A 19,548-nucleotide genomic window follows, 5' to 3' on the forward strand; every position below is an offset into this window, starting at 1 on the left:
CAGCGCCATTAACCATTTCAGATACTTGCTCATGCTAATTCTCCGATCAGGCTGGAGATTTGCAGGCTGCTCAACCCGGCGCTGTGCATCAGCCCGCTCAACGAAGGCTGCAGTTTTTTCTGCTGTTCCAGGGCGTGGTCGACCGCAGCCTGCCCGACGACACCTTCCTGCACCAGAAAATCGCCAAATTGCATGTCGCTGCGTTCATAGCGCAACAGAACTGCTTTCAGCACGGCCGCATCCAGATAGCTTTCAGTGATTAACACTTCTGCAAACAGGATTTGACCGGACACATACTCGTGCCATAGCGCTTCAGCCCGCTGTGGACTCAGCATCCCCGCGGCCGCAGCCCTGGAAAGCAACGCGAATTGCTCGGTATTTTGTGCGTCGCCGTACCCCTGTCTTAGCCCAACCACAACCTCACCGCGAGGCACGATAACATAGCGCACAGGGCGGCCAATCTTGCGTGACAGCGCCGCCAGTGAAACGGGATCCAGCCGGCTTTCACTGGCAAGAACCAACCGGTCAGGCTCTTCTCGCAGCGGTAATACGGCGTAATGACGCGCCACCCCTGAAGGTAGCGCGGCGATGAGTCGTTTATCGAGGCAGCGGCAATCCATGCGCTCCATAGGTACACCAGCCTGTTCTGCCAGCGCCTGGGCAAGTTGCAGCCCATTGATAACGCCGCTTTTCAGCAGGCGCCCGCCAAGTTTCAGGCCTGGAACGCGCTGTTGTATGGCCTCATCCAACTGATGCTGGCTAATCATGCCGTGTGCCATCAGTATTTCACCCAACGGGCGCAGGGCCGGATTCCGGGCCTGCCCGCGGGGGAAGTCATGCAGGGTTTTATCCCAGGCCACTCGGTGCGGATCGCCGTGCAAAATCACCTGCCGGAGAGCGCGGCAATTAGCCATAAAATTGATCAGAGTGCCCCAGAACAGCCGTGGAATGCTCATCACCCCCTGCCAGAATCCGTAAAAGCCGGTGACGAAAATAATACGCTGCACAAGGCGGTTGGCCATCAGGCCGAGATTAATCCACAGCAGGATGACGAACCATTCATCACAGCAAAATATCGACATAAATTGCCAGGCGTTATCCACGGTGTGCTGATAAATCCAAAGCGCCGCCAATTGGATAGCTATCAGCATGGCGCCAAAACCCAGAAAATTAATCAGGCCGCCCTTTCTGTCTCGCCACAGGAAATAATTGAGCGTCCAGCTTGATGTCCAGCGATGGGTTTTGAACCCCTGAAAAACAGTGCCGATTATCCAGCGTGATTTCTGCCGCACCGCCGCGCGAAAGGTATCCGGGAAATATTCACGGACGCAAACCACGTTAGGCGTTCGCCGCCGCGCCCCAAACAATCTCTGCGGCTCATCGGCATCGTCCCGCACCTGAAAACGGCAAAAAGTCTCCGTCATGCCTTTTTTCCGCAAGCGGAAACTGATGTCGTACTCCTCGCTCAGGCTTTGGGCGTCGAAAGCCCGACCGTCACCGTCCGCCAGCAGCGCAAGTACGGCCCGGCGGCTAAAGCAGGTTCCTACGCCCGCGCTGGGCACTTGCCCGGATAAAGCCTCACGGACGGGCACATCTTTACCCTGGAGTTCGGAAAACTCATCCAGATAGCTCAGGCTAGTGAAGTGCTTCCAGCTTCGTTCAAGCGGATAAACCGGGAGCTGAATCAGATCGTTGCGGTCGACCAGGGCGTTAAACAGGCGCAGTTCGAGCGGGGAGATAACGTCCTCCGCATCGTGAAGAACAAAACCGGAGAAGCTAAAACAGGCGTCACGTTCAAACTGAAAAACGGCATCCAGGATGTTGTTCAGGCAGTCGGCTTTGTTCGTTGGGCCTGGCCGGGCGCAGACGACTTTATGCACGTTAGGAAAACGAGCGCATACGTCCTCAACGTCGCGTTGGGTTGTGGCGTCGTTCGGGTAGATACCAATAAAAATATGGTAATTTTCGTAGTCAATTGATGTCGCTGCCAGGCGGGCCATTTTGCCCACAACGCCCGTTTCATGCCATGCTGGCACCAATATTGCTAATGGTTTTTCCTGCAGCTGGTACAGCGCCTGGCGGCTGACATGCGGGGGTTGACGATGCAGGGTACAGGCGCGCCACGCGCGACGGAACCAATACACAACGTCAATAAAAAGGTCGTCTATTCCATTGATAAATATCAAAATAGCCAAACCCATTGCGATTACTTTGACACCATAAAGATAGCTCGAAAAGTAATCCACCCACCCGTCCATGCCTCACCCCAGAGGTTAGTTATTGTTTATCTGGCCGCGATTGTTTCATCGCCCCCACAATGTTACCGGTATCATAGGGGAACAGAATATTCTGATAAAGCACAATGCTTCATTTATTTTCAATTTAAACCACAAACAAACTGGCAATTAACTTTCAAACCAGTGAAAGACTCTTGATTTAACAAATTAAACAACCCATAAACATCGTGCGGAATGAGTAAGCCTTTTTGATTTGCCGTCTTTCGAAAACTACGCCGCCAGGTCAAAATAGCGCTCCGCAACCGCCGTCTCTCACTGGATACCCCGACATGACCTACAGCTGGCTTATTCTCGCAATCGTTGCCGAAGTGATTGCCACCACCGCGTTAAAACTTTCCGATGGTTTCAGCCGCCTGTGGCCAAGCGTGGTGACGATTCTGTTCTATGGCGTTGCGTTTTACGCGCTGTCGATAACCATGCGCACAATTCCGACCGGGATTATTTATGCCATCTGGTCAGGTGCCGGGATCGTATTGATAGGTATGATTGGCTGGCTTTTCCTCGGGCAGAAGCTCGACTGGCCGGCGCTGGCGGGCATGGCGCTGATTATTCTTGGCGTGCTGGTGATTAACCTCTTCTCCAAATCCGTGGCCCACTAATGAAAACGGGCTGTCTTAAAAAGACAGCCCGCGTCGATTAATTCTGCTCCGCCACCATAATGGCCATGGTATCCGCTTCCAACGCGCGGAAAATATGCGGCTGATCCGCCGGGTAACAAATATAGTCCCCCACGCCCAGTTCTGCGGCAGACTCCGTCAGGCCGACCAGCGCCCGCCCCTGGGTGACAATCATATGTTCCACCGACCCCGGTGGATGTGGCTCTGACAGCCGCGGCGTGCCCGGCTGCGCCTCTACCAGGTAGATATCCCGCCGCACGCCCGGCGGGCAGGTTGCCAGCAAAATAGCGACATAATTAGCCTGTTCGGCGGCAATGCGGCTGCCCTCTCCCCGGCGAATAATCTGCGTTCTGGCACTTTGCGGCTCCAGCAGCGTGGCAAACGGAATATTCAACGCCACGCACAGCGCCCAAAGCGTTTCCAGGCTAGGATTGCCGTTCCCGGCCTCCAGCTGCGAGAGCGTGGATTTTGCAATCCCGGCTCTGCGGGCCACTTCCGCCAGCGACAGCCCTGCGCGCCCGCGTTCCCGGACCAGGCTTTTGGCGATGGTGTCTATTGGCTGGGTCATATAACTCCCCCACTGTTCGGTAAAGTGAACGATTCGTTCGCTTGATATGGTAGCAGATTGCGGTCATTATAATGGCGATTTCGTTCGATATGGAAAACATTAGATGATGCGTGAACACCTCCGTACCCTGCCCGGAGACACAAAAAAAGCTATTTTCCTCGTCTGTCTCGCCGTTGGCGTCGTGGGCGTCTCCTACGGTTCACTCGCCATGGCCTACGGATTCCCGCTCTGGCTGCCGGTTCTGGCATCCTTTGTGGTGCTGGCGGGGGCATCAGAATTTATGTTTATCGGCATCATCGCCAGCGGCGGCAATCCTTTTGCTGCCGCGATGGCTGGCCTGCTGGTGAACGCCAGGCATATTCCGTTTGGCGTCGCGGTGCGGGAACTCGTGGGCACGCGCCTGCTGAGTCTCCTGGGCTGCCATATCATGAACGACGAAAGCGTGGTTTTCGGTCTGTCTCAAGCCACGCCTGAAAAACGTAAGGCCGCCTACTGGCTCTGCGGGGCTGGCGTCGCGCTCTTCTGGCCCGCAGGAACCCTGCTCGGCGCGGGCGTGGGCAGCCTGCTGCCATCCCCTGAGGTTATCGGCCTGGATGCCGTTTTCCCGGCGATTCTGCTGGCGCTGGTGATCCCGGCGTTTAAAAGCCGCACCACCCTGATTAGAGCCTCAACCGGGGCAGCCATTTCACTTGCCGCCACGCCTTTCGCACCCGTTGGGCTGCCGGTACTGCTTTCCATGCTCGGCCTGCTGGCGAGGAAAAAATAATGACCAACACATTTACCGTGCTTGCCGGACTGGCCGTACTTTCAGCGGGAACCTGGCTGATGCGCTTTAGCGGCGCAAAGCTCGGCAGCAAGCTGGCGCTTTCCGAACGCTCGCAAAAGCTGCTTAACGACGGGGCAACGACCCTGCTGTTTTCGGTGGCGCTGGCGACCACATTTTTTGAAGGCGCGCATTTCGCCGGATACGCCCGGTTTGCTGGCGTTGCCGTGGCCGTAATTCTTGCCTGGCGCAAAGTGCCTCTGATCTTCGTGATTATCGCCGCCGCGCTGGTTACCGCACTTCTGCGTGTGGCCGGCATTCACTGATGGGCTGCCGCCTTTGTGCGGCCCCTCGCATATCCCGCTTTAACCACAGCGCAACAAAACGCCTTCCTTGCCCGTTTTTACCTTGCTGACAAACCTTTAAATCACTTTTGATTCGCCGAATAGTTTCATTCTGGGATTATCGCTAGAGTAACCAGGTCCCGTGCTAATGCAGCCCCTCACCCCGGCGCTCTCCCCAAAGGGGTGAGGCAGTAAACAATGAGCGACGTTGTGGTTAAAGAGATAGCTGTAAGTGAACGGAACTTCATCGGTATAGCATGCAGCGGCAAAGATCAGGCTTTCTCCCCAAAAGCGCGAGGAAGAAACACACACGAGGCGTGGCAAGATGGCAATAAAAAAACCACTCAACATTATCCTGTTATTAATTGTTACCGCACTCTTTTCCGGCCAGACCATGGCTGAACGCCAGGGGCATGAATACTTTGTGGTGAAAGATATGGATATTCAGCTTAGTCATCAGGCAGACAGCGATGAACTTCGCCAGGCGGCAGAAGATTCCGCCGATGATTTCCGCGAACACCATCATGCGGTCACCCACAGACGGCCAGCCACCTATTTGCGTTAAGTTGATTTTCAACAATCGTTAGTAAATTTTCTTCGTTCTCATCCTTTATTGCCTGAGTTGTTATGAGTTTCAAGGCGCTGTTGACGCCGCTAACAATCAGACAATAAAGGATAACACCATGCCATCATCGCCTCGCCAGACTACGATCGCTCGCGGTCTGGCATTAGCGGCAGCCTTTGCTGCTTTCAGCGCCAGCGCCGCCCCGGTAAAGGGCGGGGAATTGGTCTACCTGGAACAACAGGCTCACACCAACCTTTATCCTCCGGCCGGGGGTTTTTACCCGAACGGCGGGATCCTGAACCAAATCACCGACAAACTGACCTGGCAAAACCCCAAAACGCTGGAAGTGGAGCCGTGGATTGCCGAATCCTGGACCAGCAATGCCGACAAAACCGAATACACCTTCAAGCTGCACCCGGGGGTGACCTTCTCCGACGGCACTCCGCTGGACGCCAACGCCGTGGCCAAAAACTTTGACACCTACGGCCTCGGCAACAAAGCCCTGCGCCTGCCGGTATCTGAGGTGATCAACAACTACGATCATAGTGAGGTTGTGGACCCGCTGACCGTGAAATTCTTCTTTAAAAAACCCTCTCCGGGCTTTTTACAGGGCACCGCGACCATCGGCTCTGGCCTGGTTTCCCTGAAAACGCTGTCCCGCACCTTTGATGAGCTAGGTGATGCCCGGAATATCATCGGCTCCGGCCCGTTCGTGGTACAGAACGAAACTCTGGGGCGTGAAGTGGATCTGGTTGCGCGCAAAGACTACCAGTGGGGGCCTAAAAATAGCCCGCAGCAGGGCCCCGCCAACCTCAACGGCATTAAGATTCTGGTCACGCCGGAGGACAGCGTGCGCATCGGCGCTCTGCTGGCAGGCCAGGCCGACTTCATTCGCCAGGTGCAGGCTTATGACGAGAAGCAGGCCACCGACCAGAAATTCCCCATTTACGCCGCCCCTACCCGGGGCGTGAACGACGGCATTGCGCTGCGCCCGGATAACCCCCTGGTAGCCGACGTCAAAGTTCGCCAGGCCCTGCTGCACGGCACCAACGCTCAGCAGGTGGTCGACACCCTGTTCTCCGCTAACTACCCGGTTGCCAGGTCGGTAATTGCCAGCACCGCAGCAGGCTATGTTGACCTGCGCGATAAGCTGAAATATGACCCGGCGCTGGCAAATAAGCTGCTCGACGAAGCCGGCTGGCAAAAAGGCAGCAACGGTATTCGCCAGAAAGACGGCAAGCCGCTGGCGCTGACCATTTACGAATCCCTGCCGCAGCCGCAGAACAAAGAGGTTCTCCAGCTGGTTGCCCAGCAGTGGAAACAAATCGGCGTCGGGCTCAGCGTGCGCGCCGGTGATGCCGGCAGCCGGGTGCTGGATACCAACAATCCGCAGAAAACCGGCGTGAACGTCATCGAAGTGGGCCGCGCCGACCCGGATGTGATCAAAAGTCAGTTCCATCCGGCCAACCGCGACGCCCTGCTGCAAAAAGGCGGCCTCAGCGCCACCTCGCAGTTTACCGACGACAAGCTGAATGCTCTGCTGGTAGGGATCTCTTCCGAAGTTGATCCGCAGAAGCGCCTGGCGCTGGCGGGGGATGCCCAGCGCTATCTCATCGACCAGGCCTACGTCATCCCTATCTTTGAAGAGCCGCAGGTTTTTGCCGGGGCGCCGTGGCTGAAAGGCGTGGCTTTTGAAGCGGTCGGGCGCCCGTCGTTCTACGCCGCCTGGCTTGAAAAACACTAAGGGGCAGCCATGACACGTTATCTGGCCGGGCGCGTGGCCCAGGCGTTGCTGGTACTGTGGGCGGCCTATAGCGTGTCGTTCATTCTTCTACAGCTCTTACCTGGCGATGCCGTTCTGATCAAATTCCAGAACCCGGATCTCGGGCTTAGCCCGGAGCAGATTCAGGAGATGCGGGCTTTCTACGGCGAAAGCACGCCGCTCTGGCAGCAATATTTAACAACGCTCGGCCATATGCTGCGCGGCCAATTCGGTTACTCCATTGAAGCTGGCGTTTCGGTCAGTCAGCTGATTGCCGCTAACCTCCCCGCCACGCTGCGCCTGGCCGGGCTGGGGTTTGCCGCCGCGATTGTTCTCGCCGTGGCAATTTCGGCAGCCTCGACGCTCGCACCGCTTCGCTGGCTGAGAACGCTGGGTGCCAACCTACCGGCGCTGTTCATTGCCGTGCCTACGTTTTGGCTCGGCATTGCGCTGATCCAGCTGTTTTCCTTCCAGTGGCGGCTGATCCCGGTAATTAACCCCGGTTTCTGGCAGGGGCTGATTTTGCCGGTCGCCACCCTTGCACTACCCATTAGCGCCCCCCTTGCCCAACTGTTGATGCGAAATATCGACCAGGTGCTGACTCAGCCGTATGTCGCCGTTGCCCGGGCAAAAGGCGGCAGCCGCGCCGGGGTGCTGTGGCGACACGTTGCCCGCAACGCCCTGTTGCCGGTGCTGACCGTGGCCGGCTTATTGCTGGGCGAACTGATTGCCGGGGCGCTTATCACCGAAACCGTCTTTGGCCTTAACGGCCTGGGTCAGTTGACCCAGCGGGCGGTTAATAATCAGGACGTCGCCGTGCTGCAGGCGGTGGTCATGATCTCCGCGCTGAGCTTCGTGGTCATTAATCTGCTGGTGGATGTGATTTATCCCCTGCTCGATCCGCGCCTTAAATCTATTCGGGGAGTAACCGCATGACGACCGTTGATATCAATACTCAGCTGCCGCGCCGTGCAGTACGTCGCTTTTCCGGCCTGCGCGCTAACCTTCAGCCTGGCCTTTGGCTGGCCTGGTTAACGCTGATTATTATTGCGCTCTGGGCGCTCTTTCCGACGCTATTCACACACTGGAGTCCAACCGAAGGCGTGCCGGGTGCTCAGCGTCTTGCGCCCCAGGCCGGGCACTGGCTAGGCACCGACCAGCTTGGCCGCGATCTCTACGCCCGCATCGTTTGGGGAGCATCTCACTCGCTTTCAGGCGCGTTGGTGGCCGTGGCACTCGGTCTGGGGGTCGGCACCGCGCTGGGCATCCTGGCGGGAGCCACCGGCGGTAAAACGGAACACGCGCTGATGCGCGGCGTGGATGTCCTGCTGGCGATCCCCGGTCTACTGCTGTCGCTCAGCGTCATTATTCTGCTTGGTTTCGGCACGGTAAACGCGGCCATCGCGGTGGGCGTGACGTCCATCGCTAACTTTACCCGTCTGGCTCGGGCAGAAGTGGTCCGTATTCGCCACAGCGATTATGTCGAGGCGGCCGTCGGCAGCGGTGGCACCTTTCTGCAGGTGCTGTGGCGTCATATTTTGCCGAACGCTTTGACTACCGTCCTCGCGTTTGCCGCGCTGCAGTTCGGCTCCGCCATTCTGGCGTTGTCTACGCTGAGTTTTCTGGGTTACGGCACGCCGCCCCCGACGCCGGAATGGGGCCTGCTGATTGCTGAAGGCCGGAACTACCTGGCAACGGCCTGGTGGCTTTCTACGTTTCCGGGCGTTGTTGTCGTGGCCGTCGTGTTGGCCGTCAACCGCATTAGCCACCATTTTGCCCGGAGCACGTCATGAATACGCCACTGCTAAAAATCACCGATCTGAGTATCGCCTGGCGCCAGCGCGGCGCTAACAAACGCGTGGTGCATAACGCATCCTTTAGTCTTAACGCCGGAGAGGTGCTGGCGATAGTCGGCGAGTCTGGCTCAGGGAAAACCACCCTCGCCCAGTCGATAATTGGGCTCCTGGGGGAAAACGGAGTTATTGAATCCGGTGAAATACTGCTCAACGGGGAAGCTATTAGCCGCTGGTCAGACCGTCAGCTCGACGCCCTGCGCGGGGCCAGTATCAGCCTGATCCCCCAGGACCCAGGCAGTTCGCTTAACCCAGTGAAGACCATCGGCCAGCAGGTGGCCGAAGTGCTGAAACTCCATACCCGTTTGCCAAAAGCCGAGCGGGAGAGCCAGGTTGTAGCCCTGCTTGAAAAAGTGGGCCTGAGCCATCCCCTGCAGCGCGCAGGGCAATATCCGCATCAGCTTTCCGGCGGGATGAAGCAGCGGGTGCTGATCGCCATGGCTATCGCCCTTAAACCGGCGTTAATTATCGCCGATGAGCCGACCAGCGCGCTGGACGTCACGGTGCAGAAACGCATTCTCGATTTGCTGGATACCCTGCGCCGTGAGTCCGGCACGGCGGTGCTGTTTGTGACACACGACCTGGCGCTGGCCGCCCAGCGTTCCGACCGTATTCTGGTGTTTCGCGACGGGCGAATTCAGGAGGCTGGCCCAACGGCTGAGGTCGTTAAGCAGCCTAAAAACCCCTATACCCGCCAGCTGTTTGCCGATGCGCCGGGGCTGTCACGCACGCTGCGAGCCTGGCCTGTACGGGCACCACAAACGGCGGCCATCGAAATCCGCAACCTTAGTCAGCACTTTTCCCTTGGGAAAGGCAGTGACCAGACGCTCCGGGCGCTGGACAAGGTGTCATTTACCGTGGCCAAAGGCACAACCCACGCGCTGGTGGGCGAGTCCGGATCGGGTAAATCCACGCTTGCCCGCATTTTGCTTGGCTTCCAGAAGCCGGATAGCGGGCAGGTGCTGATCGACGGTATCGACACCACCGATCTCAGTCCACAAGCCCGGCGTCAGCTTAGGCAAAAAATTCAGCTGGTGTACCAGAACCCATTCGCGTCGCTTGACCCGAGCCAGACGCTGTTCCGCATCATTGAAGAGCCACTGCTTAACTTCCACAGGCTGCCAAAAGCCGAACGACGTGCCAGGGTAGAAGCCATTGCCGAACGCGTGGCGCTCCCGCTCGAAACATTAACCCGTAAGCCCCGGGAGCTTTCCGGCGGGCAGAGGCAGCGCGTGGCTATTGCCCGGGCGCTGATTCTGGAACCGCAAATTCTGGTGCTGGATGAAGCCACCTCTGCGCTGGATGTCACCGTGCAGGCACAAATTCTGCGCCTGCTTGACGACTTACAGCGGCAACTCAGCCTGACTTACCTGTTTATCTCCCACGACCTGGCAACAGTCCGCCGGCTGGCGCACAGCGTTTCAGTACTGCGCGCCGGTGAGTTGGTGGATACCGGCCCGATTGCCGACGTATTTAACGCCCCGGCCAGCGATTACACCTGGCAGTTGCTGAACGCTATTCCCGACATTGGCTCCGGCCATAAGGACGTTGCATGACTATCAAACGACTGGGCTTTTTTACCCGCCTTCTTGACCACGCCCCGCCCGCCGAGCGCTACCGGCTGGCAACGGAGCAAATTATTCATGCCGAATGGCACGGTTTTGACGCCGCCTGGGTGGCACAGCACCATTTCCACGAGGCAGAAGGTGGCCTGCCCGCCCCGCTGGTCTTTCTGAGCCATGTCGCGGCGCATACCCGACGCATACGCCTTGGCACAGGGATTATTACTCTGCCAATGGAGTCTGCGCTTCGCGTTGCTGAGGACGCGGTTGTATTGGATCTGCTGAGCGGCGGACGCTTTGAGCTTGGCGTCGGCTCAGGCGGCACCCCGGGTTCTTTTCCAGCTTTTGGCCTGCAAAGCGCGGACAGAGGCAAAATATACGCTGATAACCTCACGCGGCTGCGATCGGCCCTGAGCGATGAGCCGCTTGCCGGCACGGATAACCACCTTTACCCGGCTTCACCACAGCTAAAAAACCGTATCTGGCAGGCGACATTTTCCGTTGACGGCGGCGCGCGGGCAGGAAAAGCGGGCGACGGGTTGATGCTTTCCCGCACTCAACCTCGTCCCGTTGATGCGCTGGATACGCCGCTGGATGAGATACAAAACCCGATCATCGATGCCTATCTGGATGCCTTGCCCGAAGGCGTGGAGCCTCGCATCCTGGGATCCAGAACTGGCTTTGTTACCGACGACGGCGAACTGGCAAGGCAGCTCGCGGCCAAAGGGCTGCGTCAACAGGCAGAACAGCACCGGGCGCAGGGGCACCCGGTGTTGGGCGACACGCTGGAAAACCATATTGCCTCGTTTGACGTTCACCTCGGCACGCCGCAGCAGGTCATTGCCTCGCTGGCACGGGACAGTACGCTCCAGCGGGTGACTGATCTTTCATTCCAGGTGCATTCCATCGATCCGCCGCACGCTTACATTTTGCGTTCTATCGAACTTCTGGCCCAGCAGGTTGCCCCGGCGCTCGGCTGGGTTCGCAGCAGCGCCCGCCCAACGTCTACATCGTCATTGTCTAAGGAGTCATTATGAGTCATTCGGATCTGCTCCATCACCTGGCAGATATCATCCCCGGAACGGCGCTTGCAGAAGCGCGGGAAATCCGCGAGGCCGCCACTGTTCACGCCCAGGGCAGCTATGAGGCGCTTTTCGGCGAGGCAGGCTCAAGTGGCCTGACGTTAGAGGACAGACTGCATCTCGCCAGGCGAGTAGCGGAGTGGCACGACGATGCGCAGCTCACAGAGCACTACACCCGCCGTCTGGCAGGCAAATCCGCCAGCGAACGCTTTAGCCGCTGGCTGGATCATGCCGAGAGGCTGAGTTTCCAGCCGGTTCAGGCTGGCCCGCAGGACGTCAAGGCCCTGATTCTGGCGGGCTTTAGCGAAGAAGAAGTGGTGACATCATCACAAATTATCGGATTCGTGGCCTTCCAGAGCCGCCTGCTGCGCGGCCTGCGCCTGATTGGAGGCCAGCCGGTAGACGGTGAGCAGGTGCGCATTCCGGCCGCCGGAGAGTGGCACCGCCAGCCGTTAACCGCCAGCGGCCAGTCTGCCCCGGTGGCATTTACCCAGGCCGAGCTTAACTGGGAACCCTGGATTGCCGCCCTGCCTTATGCGGAATACGATCCGGCTCAGCAGGAAACCCTGAAGCGCTTCGGGCATCAGGACTCGGATTATTTCCGCCTGCTGGGCCGCAATCTGCCGGTGCTGGAACAGCGCACGCTCACCGATAAGGGTATTTTCTACACGCCGGGGGGGTTGCCCCGCGCCGAGCGCGAACTTGCCGCCACGGTTGCCAGCAAGGTAAACGGCTGCATTTACTGCGCCTCCGTTCACGCCCGCAAGGCCAGCCAGCTTTCAAAACATAACGAAGCCGTCGAGCGTTTGCTTGCCATAGAACCGGGCGAAACGCTGAGCGATGGGCAGTCACCTCGCTGGCAGGCGGAAATTAACTTTTCTGCCGCGCTATCCGCCACGCCGGCGAGCGCCAACGTTCAGCAAATACAGGCGCTGAGGGATCTGGGATTAAGCGAGCTTGAATTGCTGGATTTGGTGCAGTCCACGGCCTTTTTCGCCTGGGCAAACCGTCTGATGCTGACCCTGGGCGAGCCGTTTAACTGACCGTGAACAGGTGAGTCACGGCGGGCCTCGAGGGAATGATCCTCCGGCCCGCCTTTAGTGACAACGTCACAAATAACTAGTGATTTGCCGCCTGGCGTAGGTCACACACCCGGATAGCCTTCCCTTCTGAGCGCGGCAGGCTGCCGCAGTTCACGATGGTAATATCCGTTGAAATCCCCACCATCGACTTAATACGGTGGCGCAGTTCGTGGCAAACCGCACAGCGCTGTTCGTGGCTCAGATACAGGCTACTTTCCTTCAGCTCCACCTTGATGGCCAGGGTATCCAGATGGCCACGACGATGCACCTCCAGCTGATAATGCGGCGCCAGATGCGGGAACTTCAGGATCTCCTCTTCCAGCTGGGACGGGAACACATTCACCCCGCGGATAATCAGCATGTCGTCTGAACGGCCGGTAATCTGGTCCATGCGGCGCATGGTACGAGCGCTGCCCGGCAGCAGGCGCGTTAAATCGCGGGTGCGGTAGCGGATCACCGGCAGTGCCTCTTTGGTCAGCGTGGTGAACAGCAGTTCGCCGTGTTCCCCGTCGTCCAGCGGGACGCCACTCTGGGGATCAACGATTTCCGGGTAGAAATGGTCTTCCCAAATCGTCGGGCCATCGCGCGACTCCAGACACTCCATCGCCACGCCCGGCCCCATCACTTCTGACAGCCCGTAAATGTCGAGCGCGGTAATACCTAAGCGGCGTTCAATCTCTCCCCGCATGGCTTTAGTCCACGGCTCCGCGCCAAAGACGCCGACGCGGAGCGAACATCCGCTGGCGTCGCCGCCCATCTGGCGTTCCAGCTCTTCAATCAGGTTCAGGCACCAGGACGGCGTGACCATGATCATGTCCGGCTGAAAATCGCGTATCAGCTGCGCCTGTTTTTCCGTCTGGCCGCCGGACATCGGGATAACTGTCGCCCCGAGGCGCTCCGCGCCGTAGTGCGCCCCCAGCCCGCCGGTAAACAGGCCATAGCCGTAGGAGACGTGAATTTTGTCTTTTGGCGTTCCCCCCGCCGCACGCAGAGAACGCGCCACCAGGTTCGCCCAGTTATCAATGTCGTTTTGGGTGTAGCCCACGACAGTAGGTTTGCCCGTCGTACCAGAAGAAGCGTGAATACGAACAACCTGCTCCATCGGCACGGCGAACGTGTCAAAAGGATAGTTATCGCGCAGATCCTGCTTAGTGGTGCAAGGGAACAGGCGAATATCTTTCAGCTCTTTAAAATCATCAGGGTGTACGCCCACGGCGTCAAATTTACGCTTATACATCGGGACGTTGTTATAGGCATGGTTCAGCGTCCATTTCAGGCGCTGGGTTTGCAGGGCCTGAAGCTCATCCCGCGATGCGGTTTCAATCGTTTCCAGCTTAGTGGCAGAGGTTATCATTATTAGGGTACTCGCAGGTTTGACTAGCTCACACGCTCAAGGATCAGGGCAATGCCCTGACCCACACCGATACACATGGTGCAAAGGGCATACCGCCCGCCGCGCCGGTGCAGCTCCAGGCTGGCCGTTAACGCCAGTCTGGCTCCGCTCATCCCCAGCGGGTGTCCTAAGGCAATCGCGCCGCCGTTAGGATTCACATGCGGGGCATCATCCGGGAGCCCCAGTTGGCGAAGCACGCCGAGCGCCTGCGCGGCGAAGGCTTCGTTTAGTTCAATTAAGTCCATGTCGTGGATGCTTAGCCCGGCAATTTCCAGCACTTTACGTACTGCGGGCACCGGCCCCAGTCCCATCAGACGCGGCTCAACGCCCGCCGTCGCCATAGCGACAATGCGCGCCTTTGGCGTCAGGCCGTGCCCCAGCGCGGCGGCTTCGCTGGCGATAATCAGCGCCGCTGCGCCGTCGTTCACGCCGGAGGCATTGCCCGCCGTCACGACGCCGTTGGCGCGGAACGGCGTTTTTAGCGCCGCCAGTTGCTCAAGCGTGGTTTCTGCGCGCGGATGCTCGTCTTCCCGGACTTCCGTCCCCGTGCCTTTGCGGCCGCTGAGCATGACCGGCACTATCTCTTCGGCCAGAATGCCCTTCTGCTGTGCCCGGGCGGTGCGCTGCTGGCTGCGAAGCGCAAACTGGTCCTGGTCTTCGCGGCTTATTTTTAACAATTCCGCTACATTCTCTGCCGTTTCCGGCATGCTGTCAGTACCAAATTGCGCCGCCATGAGCGGGTTCACAAAACGCCAGCCGATGGTGGTATCAAACATCTCCGCCTGACGCTGAAACGGCGAGCTGGCTTTGCCCATTACAAACGGCGCACGGGACATGGATTCCACGCCGCCCGCCAGCATCAGTTGGGCATCACCTGCTTTTATGGCACGGGCGGCGAAACCCACTGCATCCAGCCCCGAACCACACAGGCGGTTGATCGTGGTGCCGGGCACGCTCTGCGGTAAACCGGCCAGCAGCGTCGCCATACGCGCCACGTCACGGTTGTCCTCCCCGGCCTGATTTGCGCAGCCAAAAATCACATCATCCACCGCACTCCAGTCGAGATTCGGGTAGCGTGCCAGCAGCGCCTTTAACGGCAGTGCGGCAAGATCATCCGCCCGCACGCTCGAAAGCGCGCCGCCGTAGCGGCCAATCGGGGTGCGCACGCCATCGCAAATAAAAGCCTGACTCATAATTTTTCTCCTGAAACCGTCGTCCCGATGCGATGGGCGCGGCCGCGAAACAGCGCCAGCGTCTTCTCGTCCTGGTTGATTATTTCGATGTCGTAGACCCCGGTCTGTCGCCCCTGCTGACGCACCCGGGCCATCGCCTTAAGCCGATCTCCGGCCTTACCGGGACGTAAAAATTCAATGCTGCAGCCGGAAGCCACTGCCGCCAGTCCCTGACTGTTGCAGGCGTAGGCAAAGGCGGTGTCGGCGAGCGTGAACAGCTGCCCGCCGTGGCAGGTCTGGTGGCCGTTGAGCATGGCCTCGGTGATGGTCATGGTAAGCAGCGCAAAGCCGTCCCCCATCTCAATCACTTCGATTCCCATCTGTTTGGCGCAGTTGTCCCTCGCGTACATCAGGCGGGCGTTGTCCCAGGCGTTAGTGCTCATGTTGGTTCTCCAGCAGCGCGCGCTGGCGCAGCAAAGATGTTGGGCGGTAGCGCTCTTCGCCGTAGTGGCGCTGAAGGTTTTCCAGCAGCGTCAGGATGTTTTGCCAGCCCAGCCGGGCTCCCCAGGCCAGCGGCCCGTGCGGGTAATTAACGCCGAGCTGCATCGCGGTATCGATATCTGCTTCGACAGCCACCCCTTTCTGCAGCGCGTCCAGCGCTTCGTTGGCGAGCATCGCCACGGTGCGCCAGGCCAACATGCCGGGGTAGTCGTTAATCACCAACACCTGTTTGCCCTGCTGCTGGAAGTAATGGGTAACCTTCGCCAACTGCTGTGGCGTCACCGAAGCCGAAGGCGCTAACACTTCCAGAGAAGACTCGACGAGCTTGTCCCGCAGCACCACGGGGCGCTTTAGCTCGGCCGACATGGCAGCGGCGGTGAGGCCGCTGGTCACGGCGACAACGATGCCGTCAATTTCAAGTGCCTTGCCGGACTGCGTCACCTGGTTGGCCGCGAGTTCGGCAGAGACCTGAGGCTGATATTCCGGCTTCGCCTCAAGCGGCCAGCGATAAACGCCCTGCCCGGTTTTCTTGCCCAGGCGTTTGCCCAGCACCAGTTCCTGCTGCGCCAGAGACGGCAGGAAACGGCGCTCCTGCCAGAAGGCGTTAAACACCGAGCAGGTGACGGCGAAGTTGACGTCCTGGCCTATCAGGTCGGTTAACGCCAGCGGCCCCATCGGGAAGCCCGCGCCGTCGCGCAATGCGGCATCGATAGCCGCCGCAGGAGCCACCTGCTCCTCCAGCGCGCGCCAGGCTTCGGCGTAAAAAGGCCGCGCCACGCGGTTGACGATAAAGCCGGGCGTGGAATGGCAGCGCACCGGCTGTTTCCCCCAGCGCAGCGCCAGCTCACAAAGCCGCTCGGCAATCTCCGGGGACGTTTCCAGGCCGCTGACCACTTCGACCAGTTTCATCACCGGCGCAGGGTTAAAGAAATGCAGCCCGACGATGCGCGCCGGGTGGCTGATGCCGCTGGCGATAGCCGTGATGGAAATGGATGAGGTATTGCTGGCAAAGACGGTATCAGCGGCGCAAACCGCCGCTAAATCGCGGAAGATAGCCTGCTTGACATCAATTTGCTCGGCGGCGGCCTCAATCACCAGCGCGGCCTGAGCCAAATCAGCCAGCGTCTGTGCCGGATGCAGTCGGCCAAGCGTTGACTGGCGGTGGGCATCATCCAGCTTGCCTTTGGCCACGCGGGCGCTGAGGGTGGAATCAATCCCGTCGATCGCACGCTTTGCCGCTCCCGGCTGTATGTCATACAGCCAGACGGTATGGCCCGCGCTGGCGGCCACCTGCGCAATTCCGGCGCCCATAGTGCCGCTGCCAATCACCGCGATAACAGCTTCAGGAGTTAACATCTTATTTCCCCTTAAAGGTGGCCGGGCGCTTCGCCAGGAAGGCCGACACGCCTTCGCGGTAATCTTCGCTGCGGCCGGCCAGGCGCTGATAGTCCCGCTCCAGGTCCAGCTGGGCGTCCAGGGTGTTGGTTTCGGAAGCGTAAAGCGCCTGCTTGATAAGCCCCAGACCAAAAGTCGGCTGGGTAGCCAAGTGTTGAGCCAGCTTGCGGGCGGTATCGCTTAGCTGTTCGTCGTCCACTACCTGCCAGATCATGCCCCAGTCGTGTGCCTGCTCGGCGCTTAGCGTGTCGCCCAGCAGCGCCAGCCCCATGGCACGAGCGCGTCCGGTCAGGCGGAGCAAGAACCAGGTCCCGCCACAGTCGGGCACCAAACCCAACTTACTGAAAGAAATAATAAATTTTGCCGAGCGTGCGGCAATAACCATGTCGCAGCCCAGCGCCAGCGTGGCACCGGCTCCTGCCGCAACGCCGTTAACCGCAGCAATTACCGGCTTAGGGAGCTTCGCCAGGCGGCGCAAGAGCGGGTTGTAAAATGTTTCAACCGAATATCCGAGATCCGGCGCGTCACCGCTTGGGTCAACATTGCGGTCATTCAGATCCTGTCCCGCACAGAAACCACGTCCGGCACCGGTGATCAGCAGGCAGCGTATGGTTTCATCCCGCTCAGCCTGGGTGAGAACTTCCGCAAGTTGATGATGCATCTCATCGTTAAAGCTGTTCAGCCGCTCCGGGCGGTTCAGGGTCAGGGTCATCACCCCGCTTTGCACATCGCTAACAATAAAACTCATGATTAACGTCCTTTAAAGTCGGCAGGTCGTTTTTCCAGAAAGGCGGCGATGCCTTCCTGGCGATCTTCGGTGCCGGCGAGCAGCGTAAACAACTGGCGCTCCTGCAGCAGCCCCTGGCTCAGGCCCGTGTTCTGCGCCTGTTGAAGCGCGCTTTTCGCGGCCTGTAGCGCAAGCGGTGCATGGCGGGCGATACTGGCCGCCAGCTTCTGCGCGTATTCGAGCGCTAGCGCGGCGGGATGCACTTCGGCCACCAGCCCGGCACGTAAGGCCTGCTGCGCGTCAATAGCCTCGCCGCTCAGCACCATGCGGTAAGCCAGCGCTTTGCCAACGCTGCGGATAAGCCGCTGTGTGCCGCCCGCGCCGGGCATAATCCCCAGCGTGATTTCCGGCAGGCCAAAGCGGGCGTTGTCCCCGGCAACGATAATGTCGCTCAACAGCGCCAGCTCACAGCCTGCGCCGAGCGCATAGCCGTTAACGGCGGTAATCAGCGGTTTGGGAAAGCGTTCAATGCGCGCCCATAGCTGGGGACGAGGATCGTTTAGCGTGGCGGGCATGTCCCGGCTCGCCATCTCTTTTAAGTCCGCTCCGGCGGCAAAAAAACGCTCGTTGCCGGCAATCACCACGGCACCGATGGTTTCGTCCTGCTGCGCCCTTTCCAGTGCCCCGGCAATCAGCGTCAGCTGTTCGTTGTTGAGTGCGTTACGCGCCTGCGGGCGGTTTAGGGTCAGGGTCAGCACCCGGCCGCACTGTTGGCTTAGAAGTTCGCTCATCACAGCCCCTGCGCATCGAAATCGAGCACCACGTCGTCGCCCTTCGGCAGCGCCTGGCAACTGAGTACGTAACCTGCCGCCAGCTGATCCGGCTCCAGGCTGTAGTTGACGCCCATTTCCACTTCGCCTTGAAGTACCTTGCAGCGGCAGGTGGCGCAGACGCCGCCTTTACAGGCATACGGCAGATCCGCCCCCTGGCGCAGCGCCGCGTCGAGAATGCTTTCGTCTCCGGCGGTCAGGGTAATCTGGCGATCGACCCCGTCCTGGCGCAGGGTGACGGTTTTACCCGCCGCCTGAGCGCGAGAACGCGCGCTGGGCGTAACGCCCGGCGTGTTGAAATGTTCGAGGTAGATATCCTGCGGCGCCACACCCATCTCTTTCAGCGTGGCTTCGGCCGTCTGCATCATGCTTTGCGGGCCGCAGATAAAGGTGCGGTCAAAACCTTTGACGTCCAGCAGATGGTCGCCGAGCTGTTTTAGCTTCGCGCCGTCGAGCCGGCCGCTGAGCAATTCGCTGTCCGATTTCTCCTGGCTGAACAGATAAATAAGCTGCAGGCGCTGCGGGTAGCGGTCTTTCAGGTCAGCTAACGCCTGACGGAACATCATGCTGGCGCTGCTGCGGTTGCCGTAAACCAGGGTCACGCTGCTTTGTGGCTCGGTAGCAAGCGTTGCGCCGATAATGGCCAGCATCGGCGTTATGCCTGAGCCAACCGCCAGCGCCAGATAATTCCCGCGAGTCTCCGCCTCCGGCTGGTAGCCAAAGTTTCCCTGCGGGACCATAACTTCCAGCGACATGCCGGCGGCTAAGTCGCTGATCGCATACTGCGAGAAGCGGCCCCCGTCGATAGCTTTGACCGCGACGCAAATCTCGCCCGGATTTTCCGATCGGCAAATGGAATAGCAGCGGCGCAGCTCTTCCCCGCCCAGTCTGGCTTTCAGCGTGAGATGCTGCCCAGGGCGAAAGCGATATTGCCCCTGCAGCGCGTCCGGCACCGCAAACGTGATTGCCACCGCCTCGGCGGTTTCGGGCTCGATACGGGCCACTTTCAGGGAATGAAATGAAGGCATAACATCC

Annotated in this window: 19 protein-coding genes; 10 read left to right on the plus strand and 9 right to left on the minus strand. The window is 59.3% G+C overall.

Going from position 1 to position 19,548, the window contains the following annotated elements:
* Positions 1–29 precede the first annotated feature (29 nt).
* Positions 30–2,258, minus strand: coding sequence for a bacteriophage N4 adsorption protein B (nfrB, locus tag VW41_11720; GenBank protein AJZ89652.1), 2,229 nt, complete (start codon positions 2,256–2,258; stop codon positions 30–32).
* Positions 2,259–2,566: 308 nt separating this feature from the next.
* On the opposite strand from nfrB, the gene VW41_11725 reads away from it, so the two are divergent.
* The gene (locus VW41_11725) at positions 2,567–2,896 is read left to right on the plus strand and encodes a multidrug transporter (GenBank protein AJZ89653.1); all 330 of its coding nucleotides are present in this window, start codon (positions 2,567–2,569) and stop codon (positions 2,894–2,896) included.
* Positions 2,897–2,933: 37 nt separating this feature from the next.
* On the opposite strand, the gene VW41_11730 is transcribed toward VW41_11725, so the two are convergent.
* Positions 2,934–3,482, minus strand: coding sequence for a DNA-binding protein (locus tag VW41_11730; GenBank protein ID AJZ89654.1), 549 nt, complete (start codon positions 3,480–3,482; stop codon positions 2,934–2,936).
* Positions 3,483–3,588: 106 nt separating this feature from the next.
* On the opposite strand from VW41_11730, the gene VW41_11735 reads away from it, so the two are divergent.
* The 9 genes from VW41_11735 (at position 3,589) to VW41_11775 (ending at position 12,456) form a co-directional block, all read left to right on the plus strand.
* The gene (locus VW41_11735) at positions 3,589–4,248 is read left to right on the plus strand and encodes a branched-chain amino acid ABC transporter permease (GenBank protein ID AJZ91945.1); all 660 of its coding nucleotides are present in this window, start codon (positions 3,589–3,591) and stop codon (positions 4,246–4,248) included.
* Positions 4,248–4,571: a branched-chain amino acid transport gene (locus VW41_11740; GenBank protein AJZ89655.1), complete on the plus strand. Its 324-nt coding sequence runs from the start codon at positions 4,248–4,250 to the stop codon at positions 4,569–4,571. The genes VW41_11735 and VW41_11740 overlap by 1 nt, the downstream gene beginning before the upstream one ends.
* 343 nt (positions 4,572–4,914) lie before the next feature.
* Positions 4,915–5,154, plus strand: coding sequence for a hypothetical protein (locus VW41_11745; GenBank protein AJZ89656.1), 240 nt, complete (start codon positions 4,915–4,917; stop codon positions 5,152–5,154).
* A 118-nt stretch (positions 5,155–5,272) separates the two neighbouring features.
* Positions 5,273–6,898, plus strand: coding sequence for an ABC transporter substrate-binding protein (locus VW41_11750; protein ID AJZ89657.1), 1,626 nt, complete (start codon positions 5,273–5,275; stop codon positions 6,896–6,898).
* 9 nt (positions 6,899–6,907) lie between these two features.
* Positions 6,908–7,852: a peptide ABC transporter permease gene (locus tag VW41_11755; GenBank protein AJZ89658.1), complete on the plus strand. Its 945-nt coding sequence runs from the start codon at positions 6,908–6,910 to the stop codon at positions 7,850–7,852.
* A complete protein-coding gene (locus VW41_11760) occupies positions 7,849–8,709 on the plus strand; it encodes an ABC transporter permease (protein ID AJZ89659.1) in 861 nt (286 codons plus the stop codon). Before VW41_11755 ends, VW41_11760 begins: the two co-directional genes overlap by 4 nt.
* On the plus strand, positions 8,706–10,325 hold the full coding sequence (locus VW41_11765; GenBank protein AJZ89660.1) for an ABC transporter ATP-binding protein: 1,620 nt from the start codon (positions 8,706–8,708) through the stop codon (positions 10,323–10,325). The genes VW41_11760 and VW41_11765 overlap by 4 nt, the downstream gene beginning before the upstream one ends.
* Positions 10,322–11,368, plus strand: a complete 1,047-nt coding sequence (locus tag VW41_11770; GenBank protein AJZ89661.1) for a luciferase — start codon at positions 10,322–10,324, stop codon at positions 11,366–11,368. The genes VW41_11765 and VW41_11770 overlap by 4 nt, the downstream gene beginning before the upstream one ends.
* Positions 11,365–12,456 (plus strand): alkylhydroperoxidase, encoded by a 1,092-nt coding sequence (locus tag VW41_11775; protein AJZ89662.1) that lies wholly within the window; start codon positions 11,365–11,367, stop codon positions 12,454–12,456. The genes VW41_11770 and VW41_11775 overlap by 4 nt, the downstream gene beginning before the upstream one ends.
* A gap of 76 nt (positions 12,457–12,532) precedes the next feature.
* Here VW41_11775 and VW41_11780 read toward each other — a convergent pair whose 3' ends face one another.
* From VW41_11780 to VW41_11810, 7 genes are read right to left on the minus strand one after another with little or no spacing between them, the layout of a single operon-like run.
* On the minus strand, positions 12,533–13,849 hold the full coding sequence (locus VW41_11780) for a phenylacetate--CoA ligase (protein ID AJZ89663.1): 1,317 nt from the start codon (positions 13,847–13,849) through the stop codon (positions 12,533–12,535).
* A gap of 23 nt (positions 13,850–13,872) precedes the next feature.
* Entirely contained in the window at positions 13,873–15,081 is a 1,209-nt protein-coding gene (locus VW41_11785; protein ID AJZ89664.1) for a beta-ketoadipyl CoA thiolase, read from the minus strand.
* Positions 15,078–15,503 (minus strand): acyl-CoA thioesterase, encoded by a 426-nt coding sequence (locus VW41_11790; protein AJZ89665.1) that lies wholly within the window; start codon positions 15,501–15,503, stop codon positions 15,078–15,080. Before VW41_11790 ends, VW41_11785 begins: the two co-directional genes overlap by 4 nt.
* Positions 15,493–16,917 (minus strand): 3-hydroxyacyl-CoA dehydrogenase, encoded by a 1,425-nt coding sequence (locus VW41_11795; protein ID AJZ89666.1) that lies wholly within the window; start codon positions 16,915–16,917, stop codon positions 15,493–15,495. The genes VW41_11790 and VW41_11795 overlap by 11 nt, the downstream gene beginning before the upstream one ends.
* 1 nt (position 16,918) lies before the next feature.
* On the minus strand, positions 16,919–17,704 hold the full coding sequence (locus VW41_11800) for an enoyl-CoA hydratase (protein AJZ89667.1): 786 nt from the start codon (positions 17,702–17,704) through the stop codon (positions 16,919–16,921).
* Positions 17,705–17,706: 2 nt separating this feature from the next.
* A complete protein-coding gene (locus tag VW41_11805) occupies positions 17,707–18,474 on the minus strand; it encodes a 2,3-dehydroadipyl-CoA hydratase (GenBank protein ID AJZ89668.1) in 768 nt (255 codons plus the stop codon).
* Positions 18,474–19,541, minus strand: a complete 1,068-nt coding sequence (locus VW41_11810) for a phenylacetic acid degradation protein (GenBank protein AJZ89669.1) — start codon at positions 19,539–19,541, stop codon at positions 18,474–18,476. The genes VW41_11805 and VW41_11810 overlap by 1 nt, the downstream gene beginning before the upstream one ends.
* Positions 19,542–19,548: the final 7 nt, after the last annotated feature.

The sequence above is a fragment of the Klebsiella michiganensis genome (assembly GCA_000963575.1).
GTDB classification, from domain to species: Bacteria; Pseudomonadota; Gammaproteobacteria; order Enterobacterales; family Enterobacteriaceae; genus Cedecea; species Cedecea michiganensis_A.